This is a genomic window from Methylobacterium currus (assembly GCF_003058325.1).
In the GTDB taxonomy this organism is placed as follows: Bacteria; Pseudomonadota; Alphaproteobacteria; order Rhizobiales; family Beijerinckiaceae; genus Methylobacterium; species Methylobacterium currus.
Genome location: NZ_CP028844.1, coordinates 176,537 through 197,500 on the forward strand (window position 1 = coordinate 176,537; position 20,964 = coordinate 197,500).

Below are 20,964 nucleotides of genomic sequence, written 5' to 3' on the forward strand. Positions count from 1 at the left end.
GCAGCCAGACTATCTCGGTTCGCCAATCGTATTCTCCATGAGATGCAGATGACAGGAGATATTTCCGCTGCCAATAGTTCTGTAAAAAGAACATTCTCGTTGACCGGACGGTTCGGCGCGGCGAGACTGCCGCTCCGTGAGAACGTGCCCAGCCGCGCCGGAGACCGATCGATGCCGGAGACGCAGCCCCGAAGGATCTGCTGCCAAGCGACCAGCCGTCAGGATCCGAGGCCGGAATCCGTCTCCCGCGGCCGGCACGTCCTGGTGATCGGTGCGACCGCGGGCGGACTGGGACTGGCATCCCACCTGCTGCGGCGCGAGGCCCGGGTGCAGGTCACCGTGATCGAGGCGCAAGCCTCCCGCTGTCGCCGCCTGCGCCGCGGCGAGTACGCCGCCCTGATGGCAGCGGAGACCGGCCCGCTGCCGGCCGAGCCCCTGCACCTCGTCGAGGCGCTGCGCCGCCATGCCGGCCGTCTCCACGTCGCCGAGACGACATGCCTGTCGGTCGCTCTCACGCCACGGGGCGTGGCGGCGCGGACCGCCGACGGCACCACCTATCTCGGTCGCGCCGCGGTGCTGGCCTTCGCCTTGCAGCCGCCGTCCCTGGGGGCTCCGCCGCGGGAAAGGAATGCCGCGATCCGTGCCCTGCGACTCGACCCGGCCGACCTGCCCCTCGGGACCGGCGCCGCCGCCTTGGTCCGCGCCCTGCGGGCGCTGGTGCGGGAAGCGCGCACCCGCGGCGTCGCCATCGACGAGGTTTTGGCCGGCCTGCGCCTGCATGCCCCGACCCTGTGGCACAGCCTGCCCGACGAGACGCGCGAGCGCCTGTTGCGGCACGGACGACGGGTGTGGGACCGGATCCTCGGCGGCGGGACATCCGGGCCGGTGACGCGCCGCGATGCCCCGGGACCGCTTCCCCTCGCGCGGGATCTCGTCTCGCACGGCCTGATGCTGGCGCGCGCCGGCGGCCTCTCCGTCGCGCCGGAGGCGGGGGATCGGCTGTTCGCGGCCGATCCGACGATCCTGATGCCCTACGCGGCGCCCCGGCTCCTCGACCTCGAAGCCGCCTGCGCCTGGCTCGCGGGGCGCGTCAGCGACGGCGCTGCAGCGCCTGTCGTACCGTCGGCTGCGGCGCTAGCGGGGCGGGCATAGAATGCGTTCAGATGTGGTAGGTGAGGCTCGCCGCGGCCTCCGCCTGCGGCAAGGCCCGCATCTGCTCCAGGGTCAGGTTGTCGAGGATGCCCGCGATGCTGTTGCGCACCGCCAGCATCGCGAGGCGCACCGAGCAGGCCGCCTCGTCGGTGCAATCCTCGCAGGGGCGGTAGGCCGTGCGGCTGGCGCAGGGAAGCGGCGCCAGCGGGCCGTCCAGGACCCGCACGACGTGGCCGATCCGGATCTCCTCGGCCGGGCGCGCCAGGGCGTAACCGCCTCCGGGACCCTTCTTGCTGTGCACGAAGCCGGCATTGCGCAGGTCGCCCAGGATCGCGTCGAGGAATTTCTTCGGGATGCGGTGCGCCTCGGCGATCTCGGCGACGCCGATCCGGGCGCCCTGGGGCAGCCCGGCGAGGTGCACCATCGCCTTGAGGCCGTACTTGCCCTTGTTGGTCAGCATCGTCGTCCTGCGTGAAGCGCCTGCGGCGGGAGCCATAGCCGGCGCGCGGTGCCGCAGAGATGGGAATTTGTCGATCGGTTCGGTAGACTTCGCCTCGGCCGGGCGCCGCGACGGCATGTCCGGCGGCGGGCCGGACGAGGGCAGCAACCAAGACCGCCATCATAGTCCATAAAAGCCATGAGCTAAATAGATTGGGCCTGTGAAATTCCCTCGCCGGACGGCGTGCTCCCCTCCGTCGCGAGCGGGGTCCTTGGCGAGCGGGGTCCTTGGCGAGCGGGGTCCTTGGCGAGCGGGGTCCTTGGCGCGCGGGGACGGCATGGCGCGGCGCGACGGCACCCTGCATCCGGGCGCCGTCCTACCCGCCGGTGGTCACCACGCCGCTTGGAGCGATGCTGGAGCCGGGGCCGGTCCGGGGCCACCTCGCGCGGCGCGTCAGCGCGCAGCTTCGAGCACGAAGTCGATCAGGCTGCGGATATGCACGGCAACGGCCGTCCGGGCCGCCGCGGCGTCGCCGGCGATCAGCGCGTCGGCGATCGCCAGATGCTCGCGCGAATCGGGCTTCAGACGCTCCTTCAGCCGGTCGATCTCGAACAGCCGGGTCGTCGCGCGCAGGTCCTTGAGGATGCGCGCCATCACCTCGTTGCCGGAATGGTCGATGAACATCGTGTGCAGGTTGTCGTCCGAGCGCCAATGCGCGTCGGTGTGGTAGGTCGTGGCCTCCAGCATCTGGAGCACCTCCTGGCGCACGCCGGCCAGGATCGTCCCCGGGATGCGCCCCGCCGCGAGCGCCGCCGCCTCGGGCTCCAGCACCTCGCGCACCTTCAGGCTCTTCAGGTACTCGCCGAGATCGACCCGGCGCACGACGTAGGAGCGCCCGGCCTTCACCACCATGCCCTCGCCCTCGAGGCGCTGCAGCGCCTCGCGCAGGGGGGTGCGCGACACGCCCAGGGTCTCGGCCAGGCGCGCCTCGACGATCGCGTCGCCGGCCCGCAGCCGGCGGTGGCGGATCATGTCCGACAGGGCGCCGTAGGCGAGGTTGCCGAGGTGGAGCGGCGCCGCCTTCGGGTCGGCCTCGCCGGGCGCCGGTTCGGCGGCGCGGTGCGAACGGTATGCCATCGGTACACTCATACGGGCCGCCGGCCGGCCCTCGCAAGATCAGCCACTCGGGATCACCCGCTTGCGCAACGGTACACGAACGGTATACCAAACGCTTGCGGAGAGCGGGAGAGAGCGATGGGCGGGCTGCGCCGGATGGTTCTGGGATGGTCGCTCGCGGCTGCGGCCGCATCGGGGGCGCTCGCGGCGGAGTGCACCTCGCCGGTCAAGCCCTCCGACCTGACGAAGCCCGGCAGCCTTGTGATGTCGACCAACCCGACGCTGCCGCCGATGCAATATGTGGACCGGTCGGGCCAGCTCGTCGGCATGCGCATCGAGCTCGGGCGCGAGATCGCCCGGCGGCTCTGCCTCACGCCGGACTACGTCAAGATCGAGTTCCCGGCGATGATCCCGGGCCTTCAGGCCGGTCGCTGGGACATGATCAATACCGGGATCTTCTTCACGCCCGAGCGGGCGAAGATCATGCAGATGATCCCCTACGAGAGCCAGACGATCAGCATCGCGACGGCGCTCAAGCCGAAGGTGCCGGTGACCCGGGTCGAGGATCTCGACGGCCGCACGATCGGGGTCGAGATGGGGGGCTTCGAGGAGAACAAGGCGAAGGCGCTCAATGCCGAACTGAAGGGCAAGGGCCTTTCCGGCATGACGATCCGCACCTTCGACAGCTACGCCCTGGCCTACCAGGCGCTGCGGGCCGGCCATGTCGAGGCGGTGGTGTCGATCGACGCCGTCGCCAAGGAATACGCCGACCGCGGCGAGTTCCAGCGTGCGCTCACAGGCCTGTTCCCGACCCCGGTCTCCCTGGCGTTCAAGAACCGGAACCTCGCCGACGCGGTGCTCAAGGTGCTGGAGGCGATGCAGGAAGACGGCAGCTTCGCGGCCCTGCTCGGGCGCTTCGGCGTGGTGCCGGTGCCCGGCCGCCTCGCCGTGCAGGGGCCGGCCGGCTGAGCGGGACCCGACCCGTGGCGGGCTGGAACTGGGCCGGGTTCTTCGAGTACCTGGCCAACCCCTACATCCTGATGGGCGCCTGGGCCACGCTCTGGCTCACCGCCGCCGCGATGCTGATCGGCCTCGCGCTCGGCTTCGGCCTCGCCTTGATGCGGCGCTCGCGCCATGTCTGGCTCTCGGCGCCGGCCGGCCTCTACGTCTGGCTGTTCCGGGGCACGCCGCTCCTGGTGCAGCTGATCGTGATCTATACCGGGCTGCCGCAGCTCGGGATCAAGTTCACGGTGATCGAATCGGCGCTGATCGGCCTCTCGCTCAACGAGGCGGCCTATCTTGCCGAGATCATCCGGGCCGGGATCGACGCCGTGCCGAAGGGTCAGGTGGGCGCCGCCCGGGCGCTCGGCCTGCGCGAGCCGCAGGTGATGGCTCATGTCGTCCTGCCCCAGGCCCTGCGCATCGTCGTGCCGCCGCTCGGCAATTCGGTGAACGGCCTCCTCAAGACGACCTCGATCACCTCGGTGATCTCGATGGAGGAGCTTTTGCGCCGCACCCAGGTGCTGATCCAGGAGCGCTTCGAGGTGCTGGAGCTCTTCTCCGTCGCCGCCCTCTACTACCTCGCCATGACGACCGCCTGGCAGCTCGTGCAGCGGCGGCTGGAGCGTCACTACGGCCGCTCCGACCTGCCGCCGACCGGCGCCGGCGCCTGAGGACCTCTTCTCCATGACCAAGCGCTTTCGCGGCACCTATACGGTGATGATCACCCCCACCGACGCCGAGGGCCGCCTCGACCTGAAGGCGCTCGCCGCCTTCACCGAGTGGCAGATCGCGCAAGGGATCCACGGCCTGATCCCCCTCGGCTCCACCGGCGAGTTCCTGTCCCTCGCCGAGGAGGAGCGGGTGGCGGTGGCCGAGACGGTGATCCGCGTCGCCGCCGGCCGGGTGCCGGTGCTGGTCGGCACCGGCGCCGAGGATACCCGCGAGGCTTTGCGCCTCAGCCGCCAGGCGGAAGCGCTCGGCGCCGACGGCGTGATGATCATCCCGCCCTTCTACGCGACGCCGACGGCGGACGAGCTCGTCCACCATTACCGCACGATCGGCGAGGCGATCGGCCTGCCGATCATGGTCTACAACAACCCGGCGACCGCGAATGTCGACCTGCGGCCCGACCTCGTCGCCCGCATCGCCGAGATCGACAATTGCCGCTACATCAAGGAATCGACCCTCGAGGTGACGCGGGTGCGCGACATCCTCCGGCTCTGCGGCGACCGGATGACGGTGTTCGGCGGCATCCTGGGCTTCGAATCCTTCGTCGAGGGCGCGGAGGGCTGGGTGGCGGTGGCGTCGAACGTCGCGCCCGGACCGCTCGCGCGCCTGTTCACCCTGGTGGCCGACGAGGAGAAGCTGCGCGAGGCCCGCGCCCTGTCGCTGCACTGGCTGCCGCTGATCGAGGCGGTGGGGGGCCAGGCCTACGTCGCCGGCACCAAGGCGCTCCTCACCCATATGGGCTTCCCCGCCGGCCCGCCGCGGCCGCCCCGCCTGCCCCTGCCGCCGGCCGCCGACGCGGCGATGCGCGACCTCGTCGCGCGGTTCGGCCTGCGCTTCGATGGGTGAGGCGGGCGCCTGGACGCTGATCGTCGAGGGGAGGGCGGTTCCGGCCGCTCCGGGCGCGAGCCTCGCGGCGGCGCTCGTCGCGGCCGGCCAACTCTCCCTGAACACCGCCAGGGACGGCACGCCCCGGGGTCCGTTCTGCGGCATGGGCGCCTGCCACGACTGCCTCGTGACGGTCGACGGCCGTTCCGGCCTCCGGGCCTGCATGACCAAGGTCCGGGACGGGATGCGTGTGTCGCGCCAGCCGGCCCTGCCTGAGCCCAGCGCCGACCTCGCCGCCCTCCCGGCCGGGATCCCGATCCTCACGACCGACCTGCTGGTGGTCGGCGCCGGGCCGGCCGGGCTCGCCGCCGCGGAAGCCGCAGCCCGCGCGGGCGCCACGGTCACGCTCCTCGACGAGCGCCCGGCCCCGGGCGGGCAGTACTTCAAGCAGCCCTCGACCGAGGACGCCGCGCGCGGGGCCGACTCGCAAGCGGCGACCGGGCGGGCCGCGATCGACCGTCTGCGCCGCCTCGGCGCGAGCCTCGTGTCCGAGGCCCTGGTCTGGGGTGCCGAGCGCGAGCCGGACGGCGCCTTGCGGGTCGGCGTCCTCGTCGCCGGCGAGGCGCGGACGCTGCGCCCCCGCCTCGTGATCGTCGCGACGGGCGCGATCGAGGCCGCCCCGATCCTGCCCGGCTGGACCCTGCCCGGGGTGATGACGGCGGGCGCCCTCCAGACCCTCCTGCGCAGCGACGGCGTGGTGCCGCCCGGGCCCGTGGTGGTCGCCGGCAACGGCCCGCTCAACCTTCAGGTCGCGGTCGAGCTCCTGCGCCGCGGCGGCACCGTCGCGGCCCTCGTCGAGGCGGCGGATCCGCCCTGGCGGCGGCCCGGCGACGGAGCGGCGCTCGCCACGGCCGGCCCGGGCTTGGCGGCGGCGGGCCTGCGCCAGATGGCGATCCTGCATCGGGCTGGCGTGCCGGTCCTGTGGGGGGCGCGGGTGGTCCGGGTCGAGGGCGAGGGCGGCGTCGAGCGCGTCGTCGTCGCCGGCCGCACCGGCGCGACCCGGACCTTCCCGGCCGGGTTCTGCGCCCTCGGCGAGGGCTTCCGGCCGGCCAACGAGCTGCCGCGCCTCCTCGGCTGCCGTCACGAGCCGGACGGGCGGGGCGGCCTCGCGACCGTCCGGGATGCGCACGGCGCGACCTCGCTCGCGGACGTGTTCGTCGCCGGCGAGGCCGGGCGCTTCGGTGGCGCGGTGCTGGCCGGGTTGCAGGGCACGCTCGCCGGCCGGGCGGCGGCGCGGCGCCTCGGCCGTCCGGTGCCGGGCGACGACGCGATCCTGCTGCGCCGCAGCGCCCGGGCCCGCGCCTTCCAGGACGCGCTCTGGCGGCTGTTCGCCGCTCCGGCAGCTGGTCTCGCCCGGGCCGACGACGCCACGATCCTGTGCCGCTGCGAGGCCCTGACCCTCGGCGACCTCCGGCGCACCATCGCCGCGGCGGGCCTGCGGGACGTCGCCTCGCTCAAGCGCCTGACCCGCGCCGGCATGGGCCGCTGCCAGGGCCGCCTCTGCGGCGAGCATCTCGGGAGCCTGGTCGGCGCCGCCCCGGGCGAGCGCGCCGGCCTCGCGCCGCAGATGCCGCTGCGGCCGGTCCCGATCGCCGCGCTCGCGGTCGAGAAGCCCGAATGGGGCGGCCACCGCCGCAGCCTGCTGCCGGATTGGGATCCGGCCGAGACCGGCGAGCGCGTGGCGCGGGAGGCCGACATCGTGGTGATCGGCGCCGGCATCGCCGGCCTGTCGACCGCCCTGTTCCTGGCCCGCGCCGGCCGCGACGTCCTGGTGATCGAGCGGGCGGAGCCGAACGCGCTCGCCTCCGGCGGCAATGCCGGCAGCCTGCACGCCCAGCTCCTCTCCTTCGACCACGGCGCCCGGGCGGAGGGCGGCGGCGGCCCGGCCGCCCGCACCCTGCCCCTCCAGCGCGATTCGATCGCCCTGTGGCTCGACCTCGCGCGGGAGCTTGACCGCGACGTCGAGATCGGCCGCACCGGGGGGCTGATGGTGGCGGAGACCGAGCGCGACCTGGCCTTCCTGGCGGAGAAGACCCGGATCGAGCGCAGCCAGGGCATCGACAGCCACGTGATCTCGGCCGCCGAGCTGCGGACCCTGGAGCCGGCCCTCTGGGAGGGGTTTGCGGGTGCCGCCTACTGCCCGCAGGAGGGCAAGATCAACCCGCTCCTCGCGACGCACGCGATCCTGGAGGCGGCGCGGGCCGCCGGCGCCCGCCTGCTCACCCGGACGGCGGTCACGGGCATCGCCCGGGACGGCGCCGGCTTCCGGATCGAGACCGCCCGCGGCCCGGTGCGGGCCGGCCGGGTGGTCAACGCCGCCGGCGCCTTCGCGTCGGTGATCGGAAGGATGCTCGGTGTCGAGGTGCCGGTCTTCGGCGCCCCGTTGCAGATGATCGTCACCGAGCCCGCCGCGCCGCTGGTCGGTTGCCTGATCGCCCATGCCGACCGCCACCTGACCCTGAAGCAGGCGCGGAACGGCAGCCTGCTCGTCGGCGGCGGCTGGACCGCCGGCCTCGATCCGGTCCACGGCCATCCGCGCCCGCTGATGGCGAGCCTCGAGGGCAACCTGTGGGTGGCGCAACACGTCGTGCCGGCCTTGCGGGCGTTACGGGTCGTGCGCTCCTGGGCGGCGATGAACATCAACATCGACGGCGCCCCGATCCTCGGCGAGGATCCGCGCCGGCCGGGACTGTTCCACGCCGTGACCTCGAACGGCTACACCCTGGGCCCGCTCGTCGGCCGCATCACCGCCGACCTGATCGCCCGGGGCGACACGGACCGCGACGTGGCGGGGTTCTCGGTGGCACGGTTCGAGGGGAAGGCGGCCGGCTCGTCCTCGGCATAGGCGCGCGCGACACTCCCGCTGCCCGCGGCTGAGGGGTCTGCGTGAGTCGCCGGCCGAATGCCGTGATCGACGGATCGTCTTGTCGCGAGCGCGTCGGAGGATCGGCAGACCGGATTGGCGACGATCGGGCGAAAGCTGCCGCGTCTCCGGCAACGCTCCGGCCGCCCGCGACTGGAGACCGAAGCGGCCACCGGCCGGCGTCGTCCAGACGCCGGCCGGTGGCCGCCACGGAGCGGTCAGCGCCGCGGCAGGCTGTGCAGCGCCCTGAGGAACGCGTCGACGTCCTCGCGGGTGTTGTAGAAGGCGAGCGAGGCCCGGATCGACTGGTCGACGCCGAAGCGGCGCAGGGCCGGCAGGGCGCAATGGTGGCCCGAGCGCACCGCGATGCCATGCCGGTCGAGGTGATGGGCGACCGTCTCGTTCTCGTATCCGTCGATCACGAACGACATCACGCTCGCCTTCTCGCGCGCCGTCCCGAGGAGCCGCAGGCCCTTCACATCGGCCAGCCCTGCCTGCGCATAGTCGAGCAGGTCGTGCTCGTAGGCCGCGATGCCGGGCAGCCCGACGCCCTCCAGGTAGTCGAGGGCGGCCCCTAAGCCCACCGCCCCCGCGATGTCCGGGGTGCCGGCCTCGAACTTCTCCGGCGCGCCCTTGTAGACGGTCTTCGCGAAGGTGACGTCCTCGATCATGTGGCCGCCGCCCTGCCAGGGCGGCATCGCCGCCAGCAGGTGGCTCTTACCGTAGAGCGCGCCGATCCCGGTCGGCCCGAATACCTTGTGGCCGGAGAAGACCAGGAAGTCGGCGTCGAGCGCCTGCACGTCGATGGGGATGTGCGGGGTCGATTGCGCAGCATCGACCAGCACCGGCACGCCGTAGGCGTGGGCGAGAGCGATGATCTCACCGATCGGGTTCACCGTCCCGAGCGCGTTGGCGACATGGGTCACCGACACGATCTTGGTCCGGCCCGACAGCAGGGCGGCGTATTGCTCGAAGATGATCTCGCCGCGGTCGTTGACCGGGATCACCCGGATCGTCGCGCCAGTGGCCTGCGCCAGGAGCTGCCAGGGCACGATGTTGGCGTGGTGCTCGATCGTCGAGACGATGATCTCGTCGCCCGGGCCGATATTGGCGCGGCCATACGAGTTGGCGACGAGGTTGATGCCCTCGGTGGTGCCGCGCAGGAAGACGATGTCGTCCTTCGACGGCGCGTTCAGGAAGCGGCGGGTCTTCTCGCGGCCGCCCTCGAACAGGTCGGTCGCGCGCGCCGCGAGCGTGTGCGCCGCCCGGTGGATGTTCGAGTTGTGGCGGCCGTAGAACTCACTCGTCGCGTCGATGACGCTCTGCGGCTTGTGGGTGGTGGCGGCGTTGTCGAGCCAGACCAGCCGGTGGCCGTTGACGCTCTGGTGCAGGGCCGGGAAGTCCCGGCGCACGCGCTCGACGTCGAAGGGCGCCGCGACCGGGCTCGATCCGAGGGCGAGCGCCCGCGGGGTCGGGCCGTCATGCCGCGCCGGCTCGACGAGCGGCCGGGCCGCCGGCCGTCCGCCGGGGCGGGCCGGGGCGGGGGCGAGGAAGTAGTATTCCGCCTCCGCGGAAGGCGACTCGGGGAGGCGGCCGGCGGGCGCCTGCGCCACGCCGCGTCGCGACGGATCCGCCGGGACGAGCCCTGACGCCACCGCCTGCGCGAAGGCGGTGGCGCGCGGATGGTCGGCGGCGATCTGCCGGAAGAGATCGGTGCCGCCGGGCAGGCCGGCCGCAACCTCCGGCAGCGTCGGCACGAAGTACTCGGGCAGGCCCCGGGCGGCCAACGGGTCGCTCAGGGGATGCACCGAGGGGATCGCGCCGAGATCGAGGACGTTCGCGCTCACCGGGGCCGACGTCGCCCCGACCGGGCTGGCGGCCGAGGGGCCGGTCAGGCCCGGCAGGCCAATGGCCGGCGTGCCGAAGGAGCGGGCGCCGAGGGCGGACAGCCCGGGCTCGACGCCCGAGGGGGCGCCCCCGGCCGGAGCCGGGGGAACCGCCGAGGGGAGCGCATCGAGGGCCTGCGGGACTTGAATGCCCTGCGGGAGCTGGGGTCTCGCCGGCAGCGTCGGCGCGAAGGGGGCGCTCGCGGCCTGGCCCTGCCCGCCGATCTCGCGGGCGAGTCGCCCGACGAGATCCGCGTGGGCGAGCTCGGCCGGCGTCCCGGAGGGGAAGCCGGACGGCGCCTCAGGCGTAGTCATGGTAGTTGCCGAGCAGCACGTTATCGAGACGGGCGATCGCGTCCTCGACCAGCACCGCGGCCGAGAAGTAGCGGGTCACGAGGTGCGAGGCGATCGAGTGGTCGTTGGTGCCCATGTAGCGCACCGACAGGCCGGGCTCGATCTCGCCGGTCACGCCCGACTTGTGCAGGCCGACCACGCCCTGCTCGCCCTCGCCGACGCGCAGCAGCAGGATCGAGGTGGTCTGGGCGCCGGTCACCGGGTCGATGTCGATCGGCAGCTTGTCGCTGGGGACGAGCGGCACGCCGCGCCAGGTGATGAACGGCGCCCCGAACAGGTGGACCACCACCGGCGGCACGCCGCGGCGGGTCGCCTCCCGGCCGAAGGCCGCGATGGCGCGGGGATGCGCGACGAAGAAGGCGGGCTTCTTCCAGACCAGGGTCAGAAGCTCGTCGAGGTCGTCCGGGGTGGGGGGACCGCCACGGGTCGGGATGCGCTGGCGCGGCGCCACCTCGTTGAGCAGGCCGAACTGCGAGTTGTTGAGGAGTTCCCACTCCTCGCGCTCCTTCACGGCGTCGACCGTGAGGCGGATCTGCTCGCGCAGCTGGTCGATCTCGTTGGAGTAGAGATCGGTGACGCGGGTATGGGTGTTGAGGATCGTCTGGATCGTCGAGAGGTGGTACTCGCGCGGATCGATCTCGTAGTCGACGAAGGTGGTCGGCAGGCGCGGCTCGCCGGCATGGACCGCGAGCAGCTCGATGCCGTGCTCGCCGTGGGAGTTGGTGTGGCCCTTGAGCCGGTCGCGCTCCTCGCGGTACTGGGCGATGCGCGAGGCGATGGCCTCGTCCTCGATCGCGGCGCGGTCGAGGGTCAGCAGCGTCACCGCCGAGAGCGCCTTGACGGCCGGGGCAGGGCCCGCTTCGCCGACGAGGTCGCCGTCGCCGAAATGGTCGCCGCGGGTGGCCAGCCCCTGGCGCAGGCGGCCCTTGTAGGGACCCGACAGGGTCAGCTCGACGGTGCCGTCGGCCACCACCACGAGGCTGCGCCCGGTCGAGCCCTCCTCGGCGATGACCTCGCCGGCTTGGTGCCGGCTCTCGGTGAACCTGGCCGCCAGCGCCGCCAGCTCGGCGTCGCCGAGGCGGCTGAACAGCGGCACGGCGCGCAGCGAGCCGGCCTTGACCGGGCGGGACTCGCCCTCGGCCGACAGGTCGACGCGGCCGGGCTTGGCCAGCACGACGGCGCGGCGGTTGACCCGGTAGACGCCGCCCGCGACGTCGACGAAGGGCAGGAGCCGCAGCAGGAAGCGCGGCGTATTGGCCGCGTTCTGGACCGAGGTGACGGTCGCGGTGGCAAGGTTGCGTGCGGCTGAGGCGCTGACGCTCAAACCCGGTCCGCTCATCGAAGTTCGTCTCCGTGTCGCCGTGATGGGCCTGTCCCGGCCCGGCATTCTGCGCGCACGACGCCGGGAACCGTCGCCGTTCCTGCGGAACGGCAAGTCGTGACAGATGGTCGTGCGACGATCATCTTGCCCGGTCCGGCGTCTCGATATCCGCGACGGCAGCAGACATTTCGAGAGACTGTCCGTTCCGCCGTTCGCTGACGCTGGGATAGCCCCAGCGAACAGCCAGGGTCAATAGAATGTTTTTTCGTTTATCGGCCATTCGGGCGAGATATTATCTTTAAATTAGTCACAATTTACATTTTTCATCTCATATATAGTAATAACATAGAAATATTTTCTAAGTCAGCGAGAGCAGTGCTGCGCTCTCGCGATGAACCGTCTCCGGAACGGATTTTTCGGGGCCGGTCAGATCCCCTCGCCGAAGAACTGGTCCATGGTCAGGGCCGGCTCCTCGTCGCGTGGGATGCGCGAGACCACCCGGGCCGGCACGCCCGCGACGGTGGTGTGGGGCGGGACCTCGTGCAGCACCACCGCGGCGGCGGCGACCTTGGCGCCCTCGCCGACCCGGATGTTGCCGAGCACCTTGGCGCCGACGCTGAGCAGCACCCCGCGCTCGATCTTGGGATGGCGGTCGCCGCTCTCCTTGCCGTTGCCGCCCAGCGTCACCGATTGCAGGATCGACACGTCGTCGGCGATCACCGTGGTCTCGCCGATCACCACGCCGGTGGCGTGGTCGATGAACACCCCCGAGCCGATGCGCGCCGCCGGATGGATGTCGCAGCCGAACACTTCCGAGATCCGGCTCTGGACATGGAGGGCCAGCGTCATCCGGCCCTGATGCCAGAGCCAATGGGCGACGCGGTAGCCTTCGAGGGCGGCGAGGCCCTTGTAGAACAGGAACGGGTCGAGGTAGCGCCGGCAGGTCGGATCGCGCTCGCGGATCGCGATCAGGTCGCGCACCGCGTGGGCGCCGGCCTGCGGGTCGGCCTCGAAGGCGGCGAGGCAGAGGTCGCGCATCGACAGCCGGGCGAGGTCGCCGTCGCCGAGCCGGTGGGCGAGGCGGTAGGCGAAGGCCTGCGCCAGGCCGCGCTGGTCGAGGATCGTCGCCTGGATGATCCCGGCATAGAGCGGCTCCTCGATCAGGGCCGCCTCGGCCTCGGCGCGCAGCTCCGCCCAGACGTCGGCCTCGGCCGTGCTGTGGCTCGTGGCGCGTAAGGAAGGCTGGCGCAACGCGGCGGTGTTCACGCGAATGGCCTCCGCCGAGGCAGCCGGGGGTGCCAGATCCATGCCGATCAAGGTCGTTCCGCCAAGTTTGGTCTGCCAAGTCTAATGTGCAAAATTCATGTCGATGGCCTCTCGCACGGCGGTCACTGCACGCGCCGGAACAGGTCCGGCAGGTAGCGCCGCAGGGTCTCGTGGCCGTCGAACTTGACGTCGACGGTGGGGATGCGGCCGTCCTGGCGGTGGATGCCGACGATCCGCCCCTTGGCGTTGCGCCAGATCCCCAGGGCATCCGCAAGGTCGAGCCGGTCGAACACCACCTCGTCGCCGCGCGTCATCATCGCCGAAACCATAGCGTCCTCCTCCGATCGGTCTCGCGAAGGGCCCTGCCGCGCGACGCGACCCTGCGGGCGGGAAGACCCTTCCTCAATTCCGGCGAGACCGGAGAAGGGTATGGTCGCAATCTGAGCGGACGAGAGCATTTGCTTCGCTAAGCTATTGATTTAAATCGATAATCGACGAAACAACGGCGCACCGCAAGCCCTGTTCCGCACCCGTCCTCCGTTCCGTCGGGACTCGCGGGGCCGGGTGGCGTCGACCCGGGCCCGCCCCGCGGTCCCGTCACGGCGCGAGCCAGGTCTCCGAGAAGTCGCCGGCGGTGAGGTCGATGCTGTTGAACAGGCGCCGTACCCGGGCGTTCTGCACCGTGATCGTCGGGATCGTCACCAGCGCCAGGGCCGGCAGGTCGGCGCCGACGATCGCCTGGATCTGTCGGAAGGTCTCGCACCGGCGGGCCTCGTCGACCTCGGTCGCCGCCTGGCGGAAGAGGTCGTCGACCGCCGGGTTGTCGTAGTGGGCGGCGTTCAGATAGGGCAGGGGGTGCTTGATCCCGTCCGACCAGTACAGCCGCTGGACACCGGCCGTCGGGTCGAACAGGCGGCTGATGCCGTTGAGGTTGAAGTCGAAATCGCGCTCTGTATAGACGCGGCGGATGAAGGTGGCGAGATCGCCGTCGACGACCTCGACCTTGACGCCGAGGCGCGCGAGCGCGGCGCGCAGGTACTCGGCGGTCTTCCTGAAGGTCGGTCCCGGAAGGAAGGTGAGGCGGAGGGGAAACCGCGTGCCGTCCGGCCCGCGCGGCAGCCCGGCCTCGTCGAGCAGCCGGTTCGCCCGGGCGAGGTCGAACGGGTGGGCGAAGGGCGCCTCGTCGTTATAGGCCTTGAGCGAAGCGGGGATCGTCGAGCCCGCGGCCTCGGCGTGGCCATAGAAGATCGTGCCGGTGATGATCCGGCGGTCGATCGCCGCGGCGAGGGCGTGGCGGACCTCCCGGCGCGCCAGGACCGGCCGGTCGAGGTTGAATTCCAGCACCTGCGCGTTGTTGAGGTAGTCGTCCGGGGCGGTCGTCACCGCGAGGCGCGGATGCGCCCGCAGCCGCTCCAGTTCCGGCAGCGCCGCGCTGTAGGTGACATCGGCCTCGCCGGATTCGAGCGCCGCCGAGACCGCCATCGTGTCGGCGACGAAGCGGATCACGATGCGGTCGAGAAAGGGCCGCCCGGGCTGCCAGTAATCCGGGTTGCGGCTCAGGACGACGTGGCTGCCCCGGGCCCATTCGGTGAAGAGGTAGGGCCCGGTCCCGATCGGCGCCCTGCCGTTCGGGCTGTCGCCATAGGCCTCGCCCGGATAGGCGTGGGCCGGCACGATCGGCGACTCGGCCGCAGCGAGCGCCTTGAGGAGGTATGGCGTCGGCTTCGACAGGACCAGGATCGCCGTCAGCGGGTCCGGCGTCTCGACCTCGACGAGGTTCGCGAAGGTGATGCGCCCGCGTGGGCCGATTGTCTTCAGCGCCAGGAGCGAGAAGCGCACGTCGGCGGCGGTGAACGGCTTGCCGTCGTGCCACCTGACGTTCGGGCGCAGGGTGAAGCGGTAGCGCAGGCCATCCTGGCTGACGCTCCAGGCCGTCGCCAGCAGCGGTTGCGGAGTGAAACTCGCATCGAAGCGCAGCAGGCCCTCGGTGACCTTGGTGCTGATGTTGCGGGTGCGGGTGTTCGTGTCGGTGAGCGGCACGAGGGTGGTCGGCTCGCCGACCTCGACGAGGGTCAGCGTGCCGCCCCGATGCGGCTCCGCATCCTGTGAACGGGCGAGGCGGGCGCCGAGCGGCAGGAGCAGCGTCGAGGAGAGGAAGGCGAGGGCTTGGCGGCGATCGGGCATGGACGGCCTGGGGAGAGGGAATCGGAAGGGCGGCCGGCCTCGGTTGCGGCTATCCGGGGCGGCGGGCCAGGTATCGCGGCGCTCATGCTCCGCTCCGGGCCTGCTTCATGTCAACGAGAATGTTCTTTTTATAGAACGCCCGCAAGGGAAACGGCGATCCTCTCGCGGCGCCCGAGAAAACAAGACTCTTTTGAATTCGGAGGATTTCAGGATTCAACGGCGACGACGTCTTGTCTTCGTCACGGGCATCGAGGAAAACTCCCCTTTCACTGGCCCTCCACCGTTCTCTTCAAAGAACGTCATGTCGAAAGCGCAGGTGCGCGTTCGACATGTCAGCCCGACGATACCCTGCGAAGACAGTTCCATAGGACGGACCATGCTCGCCCTCGCCAGACGCACCCTGCTCGCCGCCGCCGCGCTCTCGCTCCTCTCGGGCGCCGCTCTCGCCGCCCCCCTGCGGATCGTCGCCTCGCCGGTGCCGCACGCCGAGATCCTGCGCTTCATCAAGGACAAGCTCGCCCCCGACCTCGACATCCAGGTCATCGAGATCTCCGGCGACATCCGGCCGAACTCCCTGGTGCTCAACGGCGACGCCGACGCGAACTTCTTCCAGCACGCGCCCTACCTGCACACCGAGGAAGCTCAGCTCGGCACCACCTTCGCGGTGACCGCTTCCACCCATGTCGAGCCGCTGGGGATCTACTCGCGCAAGGTGAGGAGCCTCGCCGAGGTGCCGGCCGGCGCCACCGTGGCCGTGCCCAACAACGTGACGAATCTCAGCCGCGCCCTGAACCTGTTGCAGGCGGGCGGCCTGATCACCCTCGAGGCCGGCCTCAAGGACGGCCAGCTCGCGACGCCGTCCGACATCGCCGGCAACCCCAAGCGGATCGCCATCGTGCAGGTCGCCCCGGCCCAGCTGCCGCGCGCGATCGACGACGTGACGCTCGCGATCATCAACGGCAATTACGCGCTCGAGGCCGGCCTGATCCCGGCGAGGGACGCGCTGGCGCTCGAGAAGGCCGAGAACAACCCCTATGCCAACATCCTCGTCACCACGAAGGCCCTGGCGCAGGATCCGCGGGTCCAGCGCCTCTCGGTGCTCCTCGCCTCGCCCGAAGTCGCGACCTTCATCCGCGAAAAATACCGCGGCTCGGTCGTCCCGGTGCATGGCGGCTGACGGCTGACCGTCCCGGGCGCCGGCCCCGCCGGGCAATGGGTCTTCACCGAGGCCCCGCCGGGCTTCGAGGAGCATGGCGGCGCGGCCATGGCGAGGCCGCCCCGCGCGCTGAGGACCGGCAGGGCGGGGTGCATCCGGTAAGTTCGACATCGACTACCCGAGATCGGCCGAGCCCGTCCCGGCCCCGCTTCCGCGACGTGCCCCGGTCGCCCACGCATGTCGCAGATCAGTTGAAGTGCCCGACCCAGCGAACGGTGTAGCGCTGCCCCTCCGGACGGTTCTGCGCGCCGAACTCGTAATAGGCGTTGAAGAACAGGAAGTTGTCCTTGTCGAGCGCCAGCAGGGCTCCGGGGCCGGGGGCGAAGACGCGTTCGCGCCGGCCGGGCACCGCGACGCCGTTGGCCAGCGTGTCGCTGATCTGCTGCAGCCAATAGCCGTTGACGCCGAGCTTCAGCTCCTTCGTCACGCTGTATTCGCTGGCGAAGTTCGCGTGCAGGGCCTGCCCGGCCTGGGTCGAGACCACGGTCGGGCCGAAGCCGATATTCGGGCGGTCATTGGACGCGTTCCAGAGGTAGTGGAACCGGGCCGAGACGGTCCAGTCCGGCGCCAGGAACAGCGTGCCGGCGATGGAGCGGGTTGAACGAGAAGGTGTTCGAGCCGAAACTGACCGCCGCGATCGGATCGTAGCGTCCGGTCGGCAGGATCATCTGGGCCTCGACGCGCCCCATGAAGACCGGGCCCTCGTCGCCCATGATCGGGTCGAGCTGGATGAAGGGCCCGACCAGGAGGTCGCCGATGCCCTGCTGGGCCTCGAGGACCGCCCCGCCCAGGCCGTCATCCGTGCTCGAAGCCGGGATTGCCGGGAGGATGAGGTCGAATCCGAAGGCGCGGGGGCCGACCTTGAGCGGCGAGACGTAGAGGAGTTGCGTCAGGCTGGCGAAGACCGTGACGTCCTGGCGGGGCAGGCCGAGGCTGCGGCCGCGATTGTCCGTGAGGCGGCCGGCCGTGTAGACTTGGAGATACTGCGTCGGATACCAGCCGGGCCCGGAGGGCGGGGCGCCGTCGAGGAAGCTGGTGAAGCCGAGATTCACGCTCGGCAGGTCGTAGGCCGACGCCGTGCCCGGGATGCCGAGCGTGGCGGCCAGGGCCGTGCCGGCCCTCTTGGCGAAGGACCGGGCTCGCCGCGGCAGCCCGGCGATCCGTCTCGTCATGATGCCCCTCGTGGATGGGGTCCCCTCGTGGATCGACCGTGCGGCGGGGGACCGGGTTGCCGCGTCGTCGTCGCCCGTCGTGGCGTCTCGGGGACCTCGGCGGCCGGGCTCACGCGCCCGGCACGGAACCCGGCGGCAGGAAGTCGACCTCGCAGGCGGCGGAGCGGCGCACCACCTCCTCCGGGTCGGTGAGGTCGTGGAGCAGGTCGAACAGCTGCTTCAGCTTGCGGCCCGGGCTCACCCAGAAGATCGCCCGGTTGGGCGTGTCGGTGCGGTTGTAGTAGGCGTGCGGCTTGCCCTTCGGCATGCAGACCAGGTCGCCGGCCTTGGCCTGGAGCCATTCGCCGTCGAGGTAGAGGTCGAAGGTCCCTTCGAGGACGTAGATGAACTCGTCCTGCGTCGGGTGGACGTGCGGCGGCACGAAGGTGCCTGGCGGATCGTAAGTCTCGAAGGAGAAGGCGCTGTCGCAATTCGCCTTGAAGTAATAAGTATGGCCGAGCACGTTCCATACCGTCCCGTCGATGGCCTCGCCTGCCCGTATGATCCGCGCAGGAAGCGGTCCGTTCTCGCTCATCTTTTCCTCGCTGTGCTGATTGATTGAGCGTGGTGGCGCGATCTTGTCTCTCATCTGCTGATGAATACTCGGGCCTCGCGCCGGCGCCGGCTATCCACCCGGCGTCGGCCTTATCCACTTTACGCGGGAAACGGAGGGCCGGCCGGCGACGGGGCCTTGTGCGGGTTTCGGCGCCACAGGCATTCTCTTCCTCTCGGGCCTGGACGAGCGGTTGGGGCCATGGACGACGAGACGCTATCCGATCCGCCCCGTTTGGCAGGGGCCGCCCTGCCCCTGGCGCGCTACGCCGTCGTGGCGACGCGGGACCCCGCCCTGGCGCGCGAGCAGATCGGGCGGCTCTTCTGCCCGCACGGCCTGATCCTTCCCGGCTCGGAGGCCGCCGCACGTTTCGAGGCGCGGCACCATTCCGCGGCCTTCGGCGGCCTCACGATCAACTTCGTGTCCTACGGCGCCCGGGTGGAGATCGACCCGGGCTGCCTCGACCGCTTCTTCCTGCTGCAGATCCCGCTCGCCGGCTCGGCGCTGGTGCGCAGCGGCCGCCACGAGACCCTCGCCGATTCCCGTTGCGCCACCCTGCTCTCGCCGGCCCTCCCAACCCGCATGGTGTGGGAGGCGGGCTGCGAGAAGCTCATCGTGCTCGTGCCGCGGGGGCTGCTGGAGGAGCACGTCGTCCGGGTGCTCGACCGGCTCCCGCGGCCGTTCGACTTCGATCCGGCGATCGACCTGCGGTGCCCCCGGGGGGCCGCGATCCTGTCCCAGGCGCGGCTGCTGTAGCACCTTGCGGAGAGCCGCGCGCGGCCCGGCTCCGCATCCGACGCGGTCGAGCGCGAGCTCGCCTCCGCCTTCGTCACGCTGCTGGTCGGGCACATGCTCGAACGGGGCGGGGGAGGGACCGTGCCGGCGCAGGCGCCGCGCGTCTCGCTGGCCCCCGCTCATGTCCGGCGGGCCGAGGAGTACATCCGAGCGCATCTCGATTCCGCCCTGAGCCTGCCGCACCTCGCCGAGAAGGCCGGGAGCAGCATGCGCTCGCTCCAGGAGGGCTTCCGCCAGTTCCGCCACAGCACGATCTCCGACTTCATCCTGGCCCAGCGCCTCGACCGGTGGCGGGCCCTGATCCTCGCCGCCGACCCGGAGGCGAAGGTGGGCGACCTCGCCCTCGGCGTCGGGCTCAACCATCCGGGCCGCGCCGCGGCGGCCTATCGCGACCGCTTCGGCGAGACTCCGTCGCGGACGCTGCGCCAGCGCCGGCGCTGACGCGCGCGCAGGGGCGTCAGGCGGCGCGGGATGTGCCGACGATCCGCGCCGCCTGCTTGGCGGGTGCGCCGGCCTGATAGGCGGGGGCGCGGGCGAGGAGGTCGGCATAGACCGGCGGCCGGAGCGGCGCGAACAGGGCCGTCACGGGGTTCGCCTCGCGGGTCGGCACCCCGATATCGGCGAGCAGGCTGGCGAAGTGGCGGTTGTGGTAGGGCGCGATGCACAGGCCGCCATAGCCCTTCGCCGAGGGGCGCTCGTGCTGGCGCCACACGCGCAGGCGGGCGATCTCGGCCTCCATCTGGGCCCGGGTCGGCTGGCGCGCGAGCCGGCCGTCCATGTACCGCACCAGCCAATGGGCGCCGAGCTCGGCCGACAGGTTGGTGGCGAAGCTCGAATTGAAGCCGACGAAGCCGAGATCGGGCAGGTCGGGGTTCACCATCCAGCGGTAGAGCCTGTACTGGCCCTCGGCATCGACGAGCGTGGCGCGGTCGGCGGCCGCGAGCACCGGCACGTCCTGGCGCCAGCCGGTGGCCATCACCACGAGATCGGCCGGGATCCGCTGGCCGCCGGTGAGCACCGCCTTCGAGCCCTCGTAGGCCGCGATCGTGCCCTGGATCGTCGCGATCCGGCCCTCGGTCACCAGCGCGTAGAAGCCCGGCGTCTCCACGGCGAGGTTGCAGTGGATGTCGTCCTCGATCCGGGTCTTGGGCCGCAAGCCATTGCGGCGGAGCTTGAACTGCGCCGTCAGCAGCGTCTCGAGGGCGCGCCAGTTCGCCCAGACCAGCGGGGCGGCGAGCCTCTGCACGAAGCGCCGGACCGGCCCGGCATCGAAGGGCAGGAACATCGCCTCCGCCGCCCGGCAATAGAGGATCCGCTTGAAGTTGATCAGGCCGCCGAAGAAGTAGGGGATCTTCCAGGCCGGCTCCAGGAAGACCACCGTGACGGAAGCGGCCCCATGCCTGACCGCGCTCACCGCGACGTCGGTGGCCGATTTCGAGTAGCCGAGCACGACGACCCGCTGGCCGCGGACCGATTCCGCGTCGTTGTGCTCGCTCGAATGCAGGATGCGTCCGCCGGCGGCCTCGAACGCGTCGGCGCCGGGATGCACGGGCTTGTTCTTGTGGCTGAACTGGCCGGTGCAGACGGCGACGAAGTCGTAGGACTGCGTGGTTGCGGTGCCGTCGGCCCCGGTCGTCGTCACGTCCCATCCCCGGTCGGCGCGCTTCGCCAGCCGCGTCACCGACTGGCCGGTGCGGATCAGCGGGAGGAGGCCGAACCGCTCGGCATATGCCCGCAGATAGGCGAAGACCTGCTGCCCCGACGGCCATTCCGGGTAGCCGTCCGGCATCGGCAGCTCGCTGAAGGCGTAGATGTCCTTGGGCGTCTGCGTCCTCACGTCGGGATAGGAGCGCGACGGCTCCCAGACGCCGCCCAGATCCGGGCCGCGCTCGATCACCGTGACCTGGTGCCCGCTCTCCCGGAAGGCCTTGGCGGCAGCGAGTCCGCTGATGCCGGACCCGATGACGCACACGTTGCGCTGCGTGACCATGA

Annotated in this window: 19 protein-coding genes; 8 read left to right on the forward strand and 11 right to left on the reverse strand. The window is 71.4% G+C overall.

Translation table 11 applies throughout. The features are described from left to right. Positions 1-264: 264 nt before the first annotated feature. Entirely contained in the window at positions 265-1,152 is an 888-nt protein-coding gene (locus tag DA075_RS30895) for a hypothetical protein (RefSeq protein ID WP_244936691.1), read from the forward strand. Between the two features lie 7 nt (positions 1,153-1,159). Here DA075_RS30895 and DA075_RS30900 read toward each other — a convergent pair whose 3' ends face one another. Next, the gene (locus DA075_RS30900) at positions 1,160-1,612 is read right to left on the reverse strand and encodes an RrF2 family transcriptional regulator (protein ID WP_099956992.1); all 453 of its coding nucleotides are present in this window, start codon (positions 1,610-1,612) and stop codon (positions 1,160-1,162) included. A gap of 432 nt (positions 1,613-2,044) precedes the next feature. Next, complete coding sequence (locus DA075_RS30905) at positions 2,045-2,728, reverse strand: GntR family transcriptional regulator (RefSeq protein WP_099956993.1); 684 nt, start codon at positions 2,726-2,728, stop codon at positions 2,045-2,047. 117 nt (positions 2,729-2,845) lie between these two features. Here DA075_RS30905 and DA075_RS30910 point away from each other — a divergent pair, with 117 nt between their 5' ends. Genes DA075_RS30910 through DA075_RS30925 form a run of 4 tightly spaced genes read left to right on the forward strand, consistent with a single transcriptional unit; the run spans position 2,846 to position 8,168 of the window. Further along, complete coding sequence (locus DA075_RS30910; protein ID WP_210207084.1) at positions 2,846-3,676, forward strand: ABC transporter substrate-binding protein; 831 nt, start codon at positions 2,846-2,848, stop codon at positions 3,674-3,676. Positions 3,677-3,690: 14 nt separating this feature from the next. Continuing rightward, positions 3,691-4,380: an amino acid ABC transporter permease gene (locus DA075_RS30915; protein ID WP_174800191.1), complete on the forward strand. Its 690-nt coding sequence runs from the start codon at positions 3,691-3,693 to the stop codon at positions 4,378-4,380. A gap of 13 nt (positions 4,381-4,393) precedes the next feature. Next, the gene (locus DA075_RS30920) at positions 4,394-5,284 is read left to right on the forward strand and encodes a dihydrodipicolinate synthase family protein (protein ID WP_099956994.1); all 891 of its coding nucleotides are present in this window, start codon (positions 4,394-4,396) and stop codon (positions 5,282-5,284) included. After that, complete coding sequence (locus DA075_RS30925; protein WP_099956995.1) at positions 5,277-8,168, forward strand: FAD-dependent oxidoreductase; 2,892 nt, start codon at positions 5,277-5,279, stop codon at positions 8,166-8,168. The genes DA075_RS30920 and DA075_RS30925 overlap by 8 nt, the downstream gene beginning before the upstream one ends. Positions 8,169-8,404: 236 nt before the next feature. On the opposite strand, the gene DA075_RS30930 is transcribed toward DA075_RS30925, so the two are convergent. From DA075_RS30930 to DA075_RS30950, 5 genes are all read right to left on the reverse strand, one after another. Further along, a complete protein-coding gene (locus DA075_RS30930; protein ID WP_099956996.1) occupies positions 8,405-10,387 on the reverse strand; it encodes a family 2A encapsulin nanocompartment cargo protein cysteine desulfurase in 1,983 nt (660 codons plus the stop codon). Further along, complete coding sequence (locus DA075_RS38290) at positions 10,374-11,765, reverse strand: family 2B encapsulin nanocompartment shell protein (protein WP_099956997.1); 1,392 nt, start codon at positions 11,763-11,765, stop codon at positions 10,374-10,376. Before DA075_RS38290 ends, DA075_RS30930 begins: the two co-directional genes overlap by 14 nt. 408 nt (positions 11,766-12,173) lie before the next feature. Then, positions 12,174-13,013 (reverse strand): serine O-acetyltransferase, encoded by an 840-nt coding sequence (gene cysE / locus DA075_RS30940; protein WP_244936692.1) that lies wholly within the window; start codon positions 13,011-13,013, stop codon positions 12,174-12,176. Between the two features lie 122 nt (positions 13,014-13,135). Further along, positions 13,136-13,342 (reverse strand): hypothetical protein, encoded by a 207-nt coding sequence (locus DA075_RS30945; RefSeq protein ID WP_099956998.1) that lies wholly within the window; start codon positions 13,340-13,342, stop codon positions 13,136-13,138. A gap of 268 nt (positions 13,343-13,610) precedes the next feature. Continuing rightward, positions 13,611-15,197, reverse strand: a complete 1,587-nt coding sequence (locus DA075_RS30950; protein WP_099956999.1) for an ABC transporter substrate-binding protein — start codon at positions 15,195-15,197, stop codon at positions 13,611-13,613. A gap of 376 nt (positions 15,198-15,573) precedes the next feature. Between DA075_RS30950 and DA075_RS30955 the strand changes: the two genes are divergently transcribed. Continuing rightward, positions 15,574-16,374 (forward strand): MetQ/NlpA family ABC transporter substrate-binding protein, encoded by an 801-nt coding sequence (locus tag DA075_RS30955; RefSeq protein ID WP_099957000.1) that lies wholly within the window; start codon positions 15,574-15,576, stop codon positions 16,372-16,374. Positions 16,375-16,600: 226 nt separating this feature from the next. Here the strand turns inward: DA075_RS30955 and DA075_RS38295 are convergent, their stop codons facing one another. The 3 genes from DA075_RS38295 to DA075_RS30965 form a co-directional block, all read right to left on the reverse strand. After that, positions 16,601-17,002: a transporter gene (locus tag DA075_RS38295; RefSeq protein ID WP_338068039.1), complete on the reverse strand. Its 402-nt coding sequence runs from the start codon at positions 17,000-17,002 to the stop codon at positions 16,601-16,603. Next, on the reverse strand, positions 16,926-17,585 hold the full coding sequence (locus DA075_RS30960) for a SphA family protein (protein WP_210207086.1): 660 nt from the start codon (positions 17,583-17,585) through the stop codon (positions 16,926-16,928). Before DA075_RS30960 ends, DA075_RS38295 begins: the two co-directional genes overlap by 77 nt. Positions 17,586-17,694: 109 nt before the next feature. Continuing rightward, complete coding sequence (locus tag DA075_RS30965) at positions 17,695-18,159, reverse strand: cupin domain-containing protein (RefSeq protein ID WP_099957001.1); 465 nt, start codon at positions 18,157-18,159, stop codon at positions 17,695-17,697. Between the two features lie 219 nt (positions 18,160-18,378). Here DA075_RS30965 and DA075_RS30970 point away from each other — a divergent pair, with 219 nt between their 5' ends. Together DA075_RS30970 and DA075_RS30975 are read left to right on the forward strand one after the other, a co-directional pair. Further along, positions 18,379-18,933: a cupin domain-containing protein gene (locus DA075_RS30970; RefSeq protein WP_164712569.1), complete on the forward strand. Its 555-nt coding sequence runs from the start codon at positions 18,379-18,381 to the stop codon at positions 18,931-18,933. A gap of 120 nt (positions 18,934-19,053) precedes the next feature. Beyond that, positions 19,054-19,413, forward strand: a complete 360-nt coding sequence (locus DA075_RS30975; RefSeq protein ID WP_164712570.1) for a helix-turn-helix domain-containing protein — start codon at positions 19,054-19,056, stop codon at positions 19,411-19,413. A 16-nt stretch (positions 19,414-19,429) separates the two neighbouring features. Here the strand turns inward: DA075_RS30975 and DA075_RS30980 are convergent, their stop codons facing one another. Further along, on the reverse strand, positions 19,430-20,962 hold the full coding sequence (locus DA075_RS30980) for a flavin-containing monooxygenase (protein ID WP_099957004.1): 1,533 nt from the start codon (positions 20,960-20,962) through the stop codon (positions 19,430-19,432). Positions 20,963-20,964: the final 2 nt, after the last annotated feature.